This is a genomic window from Thermosynechococcus sp. OHK43, assembly GCF_014466085.1.
Classification (GTDB): Bacteria; Cyanobacteriota; Cyanobacteriia; order Thermosynechococcales; family Thermosynechococcaceae; genus Thermosynechococcus.
Map to the genome: position 1 here is coordinate 1 of NZ_JACOMP010000206.1, position 3,489 is coordinate 3,489.

A 3,489-nucleotide genomic window follows, 5' to 3' on the forward strand; every position below is an offset into this window, starting at 1 on the left:
ATAGATAGCTACGTGACGCCGGCAATTTTTTAGAACTTTTTTAGGACTTTCGATGACTGATCAGAGGACTGATCAAATCCTGCGCTATTTGCCCCTTGCCACCGGGGTTTTGGGGGGCACACTGCTGCTCATCAATCGCCTCTTAACCCCCATGCTCACCCCTTCCCAGGCCCGCGCCGATGTTGTGGGGGTCATCCTTGCAGCGGTCTTGATCTTAACAACGCTGATTTGGCAGCGGGTACAGCCCCGGCCTCCCCAGGCGGTGATCCTAGAGGGAGAGGAGGGATTTGAACTGGCGGCGGATCTCTCGCCAGAGTTGCAAACGGAACTGGCCTGGCTTTCCTACACCCTGTTGATGAATACGCCCACAAAGTCCATGGTCCTTTGGCGGGGCGATCGCCCCCTGCTGCGCCGCGGCATTCTTGGGCCCAAACCCATGACCCGCACCGGCGCCATTGTGCAGCGGGCCCTACAGACGCAACGCCCCATCTACTTAGTGGATTTGGCCCTTTACCCCGGCCGCATTGAGTTTGACTATTTACCCCCGAATACCCAAGGGGTGATCTGCCAGCCGGTGGATGCCCAAACCGTGATGATTTTGGGCAGCAATGCCCCCCGCAGCTATACCCAACAGGATGAGCGGTGGGTGGCAGCCCTGGGGGCAAAACTCGCTCAGGTGCTAGCACAACAGTACAATAAAGCCTAGAACGCTTGAAAGCGACTTTTGACACCGAAGACCGTTGATAAGGATTTCGATATTGACTATGACTGTTGCACCTTCTGTTACCACCGCTGTGCCCAGTGACTCCCGCCAACGGGTAGCCGCTTTTCTTAAGGATCTACAGGATCAGATTTGTCAGGCCCTAGAGGCCGCCGATGGTGCTGCCCAGTTTCAGGAAGACTGTTGGCAACGTCCTGAAGGGGGCGGCGGGCGATCGCGGGTGATGAAACAGGGTCAGCTTCTGGAGCAGGGGGGCGTGAATTTTTCGGAGGTGTGGGGAGAGCAGTTGCCGCCTTCGATCTTGGCGCAGCGTCCGGAGGCGGCAGGGTATGGCTTCTATGCCACCGGTACCTCGATGGTGCTCCATCCCCGCAATCCCTATGTGCCAACGGTGCATTTGAACTACCGCTATTTTGAAGCCGGGCCGGTGTGGTGGTTTGGCGGTGGCGCCGATTTAACCCCCTACTATCCCTTTGCTGAGGATGCCAAACATTTCCATCAGGTGCATCGGGCCGCCTGCGATCGCCACCACCGGGAATACTATCCCGTCTTTAAGCGCTGGTGTGATGAATACTTTTATCTGAAGCATCGCGGCGAAACCCGCGGCGTCGGCGGCATTTTCTTTGACTACCAAGATGGCAGCGATCGCGAGCTATACCGTGGCCCGCATCCCGATGGCGAAGCCGCCCGCTATAGCCAAGCTGTGGGAGCCATTGGCAGTCGTTCTTGGGAAGATCTCTTTGCCTTTGTGCAAAGCTGTGGCCAGGCCTTCCTCGAGGCCTACCTGCCCATTGTGGAGCGGCGGCGCCACCTGGAGTATGGCGATCGCGAGCGGCAATTCCAGCTCTATCGCCGCGGCCGCTATGTGGAATTCAACCTCGTCTATGACCGCGGCACCATCTTTGGCCTGCAAACCAATGGCCGCACCGAGTCCATTTTGATGTCGCTGCCTCCCTTGGTGCGCTGGGAATATGGCTATACCCCAGAACCCAACAGCCGCGAAGCGGAACTCTATACCACATTCCTCAAGCCCCAGGACTGGGTCAATTGGCCCCTCTAAAGCAACCCTAACCCACCCTCAATCCGCTCAATGCCGATGAATGCCCCTGTGTTTCGCCGTGTTCTTGCTCTCCTTGGCGATCTGCGCCTAGCCATTGTTCTGTTGCTGGTGATTGCGATCGCCAGCATCGCCGGCACCGTGATTGAGCAGGGGCAGTCCCTCAGCTTCTATCAAGCCAACTATCCCGAAGACCCCGCCCTCTTTGGCTTTCTAAGTTGGCGGGTACTGCTGGCACTGGGGTTGGATCAGGTGTATCACACCCCGTGGTATCTGACGCTGTTGGTGCTCTTTGGCGCCAGTTTGATGGCCTGTACCGTCACTCGTCAGGTCCCTACCCTAGCCACTGCCCAACGCTGGCAGTACTACCAAGAACCGCGTCAATTCACAAAGCTGGCCCTGAGCACCACCATTCCCCAAGGCTCCCTCAAGGCACTGGCCACTGCCCTGAGCGCAAAGGGCTACCGCGTTTGGCAAACCGACACCCAACTCTATGCCCGCAAGGGGTTGGTTGGTCGCATTGGTCCGATTGTGGTGCACGCCAGCCTGATCCTGATTCTCCTGGGGGGCATTTTGGGGGCCCTCACTGGCTTCATGGCCCAGGAGCTGGTGCCCAGTGGCGAAACCTTTCAGCTCCAGCACCTTGTGCAGGCGGGACCCTTCGCCCGCATTCCCCAGGACTGGTCAGTGAAGGTGAATCGCTTTTGGATTGATTACACCGATGCCGGCGACATTGATCAGTTCTACTCGGATCTCTCTGTTGTGGATGCTGCTGGCCAGGAGGTGAAGCGGGGCACGATCCACGTCAATCGGCCCCTGAGGTATCGGGGCGTAACCTTCTATCAGGCGGATTGGAGCATTGCCGCCCTGCGCTTTCGCCTCAACAACAGTCCAGTGCTGCAATTGCCGATGGTGCCACTGGACACAGCCGGCAAGGGTCGCCTCTGGGGGACATGGCTACCCACCAAGGCAGACCTCTCGGAGGGGGTTTCCCTCATTGCCCGCGATCTCCAGGGGACTGTGCTCATCTATAGCCCCAAGGGCGAGTTTCTCAGCAGCCTGCGCAGCGGCATGAGTACACAAATCAACGGCGTCACCCTCAGCTTGGTGGAGTTGGTGGGCAGTACGGGGCTACAAATTAAAGCCGATCCAGGAATTCCCCTGTTTTATGCCGGCTTTGCCCTGTTGATGGCGGGGGTCGTGATGAGCTATGTCTCCCACTCCCAAGTTTGGGGCCTCCAGGGGCAGACGGTGCTATACGTGGGGGGACGCACCAACCGCGCCCAGTTGGCCTTTGAGCAGGAATTGCTGGGGATCCTTGAGGCCCTCAGCGGCCAAGGCCAACCCGCCATCAACGCCACCCTCTAAAAGTTGCCCCCCTATTCGGTGGTTTGGATGGGCACATACTTCACCGGTTCGTTCGTGCCGTTGCTGGGGGCAGCCCAACAGTCGCCAGGGGGCGCGGCACTGGTTCCCTCTTTCACCGAGGACGTCGTAACGCCGTAGTTTTCCCCCTTTGCCCACACGCAACCCGAGACCCCCGTACCGGCAGGATCAATGGCCTGCGCATGCACAGCAACATACCAAGGATTGCCGCCCCCATGGAGAATGCGCCCCGTCTTTTCCTCTTGCACTTGGTCGTAGGTGAGGCGCAGGGGATAATAGCCATCCACGCGATAGCCGCCACCTTGGGTATTGTAGATCCCCAAAT

General features: G+C 58.6%; 3 protein-coding genes and 1 pseudogene. 3 read left to right on the top strand and 1 reads right to left on the bottom strand.

Features of this window, described 5'->3' with window-relative positions:
- Nucleotides 1–52 precede the first annotated feature (52 nt).
- From H8Q75_RS08810 to H8Q75_RS08820, 3 genes are read left to right on the top strand one after another with little or no spacing between them, the layout of a single operon-like run.
- A complete protein-coding gene (locus H8Q75_RS08810; RefSeq protein WP_024124051.1) occupies nt 53–706 on the top strand; it encodes a cofactor assembly of complex C subunit B in 654 nt (217 codons plus the stop codon).
- 58 nt (nt 707–764) lie between these two features.
- Nucleotides 765–1,781 carry an oxygen-dependent coproporphyrinogen oxidase gene (hemF, locus tag H8Q75_RS08815; RefSeq protein ID WP_024124052.1) on the top strand — a complete coding sequence of 339 codons (1,017 nt, stop codon included), beginning with the start codon at nt 765–767 and terminating at the stop codon, nt 1,779–1,781.
- Between the two features lie 36 nt (nt 1,782–1,817).
- The gene (locus H8Q75_RS08820) at nt 1,818–3,146 is read left to right on the top strand and encodes a cytochrome c biogenesis protein (RefSeq protein WP_297041169.1); all 1,329 of its coding nucleotides are present in this window, start codon (nt 1,818–1,820) and stop codon (nt 3,144–3,146) included.
- Between the two features lie 11 nt (nt 3,147–3,157).
- On the opposite strand, the pseudogene H8Q75_RS08825 reads toward H8Q75_RS08820, so the two are convergent.
- Nucleotides 3,158–3,489: pseudogene (locus H8Q75_RS08825) on the bottom strand (hypothetical protein); the annotation flags it as partial.

What these genes read in the sequence shown, in the direction of transcription:
- H8Q75_RS08810 (WP_024124051.1), top strand. Translation starts at nt 53, where the DNA reads ATGACTGATCAGAGGACTGATCAAATCCTGCGCTATTTGCCCCTTGCC.
- hemF (WP_024124052.1), top strand. Translation starts at nt 765, where the DNA reads ATGACTGTTGCACCTTCTGTTACCACCGCTGTGCCCAGTGACTCCCGC.
- H8Q75_RS08820 (WP_297041169.1), top strand. Translation starts at nt 1,818, where the DNA reads ATGAATGCCCCTGTGTTTCGCCGTGTTCTTGCTCTCCTTGGCGATCTG.